Genomic DNA, 3,592 nt, shown 5'->3' on the forward strand with positions numbered 1-3,592 from the left:
AGCCGTGGCATAGCAATCTAAAAATACTTGCTCCCAGTAGGGTTTTAAACTAGGAGAATCGCTCAAAAGTTCTTCTAGTTCCCGTTGACTGCGCCTAATAGTTTCTTGCCAACCTCGATCATCTTGAACGTAATCAGCATAGCAGAGTTTGAGGCCGTGTGTTGACTTCTGCCCAAACTTTCTATCGTTCCAGATCAGCAGCAGCGAGTAACCTTCGCCATTGTACCAAAGACTCCATACCGTCCGCTACACTGGGGGGTGTATGCTGTTTACTAGGGCCCTAGGGAACCTAAAATCCCATTTTGGGATTATTCTAAAATAGGTTTATCTTGGAAATGCTAACTCCTGTGCTCATTAAAGCACGATGAAATCTATTTTTAGCCCAGAGTACCATGTCTTTCGTCGATGCCTGATCGCCGCTCGTAAGGATGCGAATTTAACTCAAGCAGCCCTCGCTAAAGCCATCAAAAAGCCGCAATCTTTCGTTGCCAAATACGAAAATGGTGAAAGAAGATTAGATGTGGTTGAGTTCCTTCTGGTTAGTCGTGTAATCGGTGTAGATCCTTGCGAAATTTTAAAGCAAGTTGAGCAAGCTTGTCAGTCCACATCTTGTGGGGAAGGGTTATGAATACAGAAGATGTTATTAGCCTGGCATCGCAATATCTAGATGATTTGTCTGGACATAGATTTGACCTATTAGACATTGCTAGACCAATATCGGTTGCTGCAGCAGTTAATTTAGCCAAAGTAATTTCAAAGCTATCACCACTATTGGGAAATCTGATTGAATTTAACACTGTTGAGTTTTTGAATAAGCAGGAAATATTTGCGCCGTTTGGTGAATGGAAAAGGCAAGATCCAGGATTTCCTGATACTGTCTTCATGGGTAGCATCCAGCCTACCCCGGGATTAGAAATAAAAGCATGGTTCCCATTAGCTAAGTAGTCATGCAAAATAAATTTCCTAGTGAAGACAGGCAAGAGGCAATAGGCAAGAGGCAAAAGCTTTATCGAAATGTGTAATTAATTTTGCCTAGGTAAGCTAAACGGCTTTTACTTCGGATCACCGATATAGACTCCAAAAGGTTTATAGCTATTGGATCATGCAGGTTAAGCGCCGTTTAGCTTACTTACTGAAATAACAGCCCGTTTCAAAGATAGTCAAAATCATTTTCAGTTTGCTCAAACCTACGTTTCTCTAATAGCTTGGCTGCCCGAAGCAGTAATTTATGGCAAACCCAAGATTCTAGATGTATGCGTTGTCTCTGGCTTTTCAGTGGCTAAAGCGAGAGATGATCATTATCATAATCCTCCTGATTACCTTGTTCTAGAACCCGAAGATACAAGCCAAAGGACAGCAAATTTGCAACAAACAAATACTAATGGGTACAAATTTCAAGGAACGGATGAAGAACTATTTCAAGCTGAAGAAATAGTTAATTCTTGGGGAAATGATGGCAGGCTTTATAAGCCGACACAAGATTATCAAATGCTCTTGCGGGAACTGAACACTCGCTTCAAATACAGATTAGACACTAATTTTGCCAAAATGGACAGGATTTTACATCCAGGAATTGAGGATTTTAAAAAGCGTGTTTATCGAACACAGTTCTCTGGAATGGAAGTTGGACAGTGGAACAGGCTTTTAGCTAGTCGTCGAGAGGAGTTAATTAAATCTGCTTTCAGAGAACACCTTGGCATTAAAGAAGGGAACATTGATGAACTACTTGACTAAATCTTTTGACTCCATAATAGAAATAAGTTTCGTCAATTTCACAAGCGAAAGCTTTTCGATTCAGGATATTGGCAGCTAAAGAGGCACTGAAAAGCCCCCCAAATGGTTCCCAAACCACATCCTGTTCCTCACTTGAAGCTTCAATAATTAATTTCATCAGATCCAGTGGCTTTTGATTTAAGTGAACAGCTGGTTCTTCGGTTTGTCTTATGCAATGGACGGGGTTATAAGGAATGAAACCCTTATAGAGACAGACATTACCGCAATTTTTGTCAATTGTTTGCGATCTAGAGTGAACTAATCAATTAAATCCCTTACCAGATAAGGATTTAGTCGATTTATGCCCCCCTATCGGTTCATCATCGCGCAAAGCTGAACGATCCCAAACATTTGTAAAACCATGAGGGCAATTAAATTTAGAGCGCATCTTCTCCCACTCTTTACCTGTTAAAGGACGCTGGCCATTTTTAGAAAAATAGGGTTTTCCCTCTGGGTTTCCGTGTTCGTTGGCATAGAAAACTAATTTTTCAAACATTTCGGGTGGGGGAAAATACCATAAATGTCCTTGATCAAAATATTTTCTTGTTGCCGCATCTGCGACACCACAAGCTAAATTAGCTTGACGCAAAGGTAAGCCCGATCTTAACCATTCCTTTCGGAGCCATTCTTTAAGTGTTAAGTCAGCAATTTTGACTTCTCTAACGTATTGGACGCAAACCTCTGTCACCACTGGAAAACGCCTTATTTTCTCTGTGTTGACATTACCTGCAATATGACCTTTTCCTTTATTCCATATATTACAATTAACATATCGCCAGCCAAATTTCTCAAGTATTGGATGTACCACAGCCCAGCCAATTTCTGAGTTCCAAAACCAAAGAGTTGTATTTGGCAAGGCCAACTTAGACCAAGCTTCCACATGAGGTTCATACCATTCAGGTAGGTCAAGATGATCTGATGTATCACCTTCAAATCCTAAAAGACCGTAGCCTCCGTCTGAGATTATTACTATAGGTTGTTCCCAAGAATCATAATGTTCAATGCTATTACCAAGACTCAGACTAACACTGCTGTTATTCCAAGCTGAAAAAGCTAGTTTCTCAGTAAGTTGGACAGTTTTGCCACGCCCAACAGTGCTTGTTGCTTTATTCTTCTTTATACTTGGCAGACGATGGGAAGGCTCAGGTATATCCATGGATTTTTTTATCGTCTTATAAACAGTATGAATATCAATACTCTATCCTGTTTTAGGATATTTGGCTAAGCTAAACGGCGCTTAACCTGCATGATCCAATAGCTATAACCCTTTTGGAGTCTATATCGGTGATCCGAAGTAAAAGCCGTTTAGCTTACCCCATAAACCAATGACCTAGAAACTTAGCCTAAGACTAGCAAACTTTCTATCTCCTCGCTCAAGTTTTCCCAGTCAACTTGATCAAAGTTTTTTTGTTTTAACAGAGTGATTGTTTCGTTCAGCCAGCCGACATAATCGGTTTGAATTAGCATAAAACCTCTGGATTTTATGAGTTTGAATTTTCCTAGAAAATAACCAATTATTTACAGCATTTCTCATAAACATAAAGTATAAATGTATCGGACATTGTCTCAGATTTGACCGTCTCCTAATCCCACCAACAAACTTTTAAAAATAATTTTATCGCCAAAATTTTTTCTGTAAAATCTGACTAATTTTTTGGGGAAAAGGACAATCATCGGGAAAGTTAAAAGATTGATAATCTGGGTTATCTCGCAAGCTTTTTAAAGCCGTGGCATAGCAATCTAAAAATACTTGCTCCCAGTAGGGTTTTAAACTAGGAGAATCGCTCAAAAGTTCTTCTAGTTCCCGTTGACTGCGCCT

General features: G+C 39.7%; 6 protein-coding genes and 2 pseudogenes. 3 read left to right on the top strand and 5 right to left on the bottom strand.

Annotated features, from left to right (window positions below):
• A pseudogene (locus tag EWV66_RS12200) lies at positions 1-153 on the bottom strand (DUF29 family protein); the annotation flags it as partial.
• 211 nt (positions 154-364) lie between these two features.
• Between EWV66_RS12200 and EWV66_RS12205 the strand changes: the two are divergent.
• The 3 genes from EWV66_RS12205 (at position 365) to EWV66_RS12215 (ending at position 1,734) form a co-directional block, all read left to right on the top strand.
• Positions 365-628: a helix-turn-helix domain-containing protein gene (locus EWV66_RS12205; RefSeq protein ID WP_002774832.1), complete on the top strand. Its 264-nt coding sequence runs from the start codon at positions 365-367 to the stop codon at positions 626-628.
• Complete coding sequence (locus EWV66_RS12210) at positions 625-945, top strand: hypothetical protein (RefSeq protein ID WP_287108144.1); 321 nt, start codon at positions 625-627, stop codon at positions 943-945. The genes EWV66_RS12205 and EWV66_RS12210 overlap by 4 nt, the downstream gene beginning before the upstream one ends.
• Positions 946-1,275: 330 nt before the next feature.
• Entirely contained in the window at positions 1,276-1,734 is a 459-nt protein-coding gene (locus EWV66_RS12215) for a hypothetical protein (RefSeq protein ID WP_287108146.1), read from the top strand.
• Here EWV66_RS12215 and EWV66_RS12220 read toward each other — a convergent pair.
• The 4 genes and pseudogenes from EWV66_RS12220 to EWV66_RS12235 all read right to left on the bottom strand — a co-directional run.
• Complete coding sequence (locus tag EWV66_RS12220; RefSeq protein WP_287108147.1) at positions 1,700-1,891, bottom strand: DNA methyltransferase; 192 nt, start codon at positions 1,889-1,891, stop codon at positions 1,700-1,702. The two genes, EWV66_RS12215 and EWV66_RS12220, sit on opposite strands and share 35 nt — an antisense overlap.
• Positions 1,892-2,035: 144 nt before the next feature.
• Positions 2,036-2,929, bottom strand: a complete 894-nt coding sequence (locus EWV66_RS12225; protein ID WP_287115972.1) for a site-specific DNA-methyltransferase — start codon at positions 2,927-2,929, stop codon at positions 2,036-2,038.
• Between the two features lie 197 nt (positions 2,930-3,126).
• Positions 3,127-3,240, bottom strand: a pseudogene (locus tag EWV66_RS12230) (DUF29 family protein); the annotation flags it as partial.
• Positions 3,241-3,388: 148 nt separating this feature from the next.
• The coding region (locus EWV66_RS12235; RefSeq protein WP_287108149.1) for a DUF29 family protein at positions 3,389-3,592 on the bottom strand (204 nt) is incomplete at its 5' end.

Origin of the sequence: Microcystis sp. M_OC_Ca_00000000_C217Col (assembly GCF_007095585.1) — a bacterium.
Classification (GTDB): Bacteria; Cyanobacteriota; Cyanobacteriia; order Cyanobacteriales; family Microcystaceae; genus Microcystis; species Microcystis panniformis.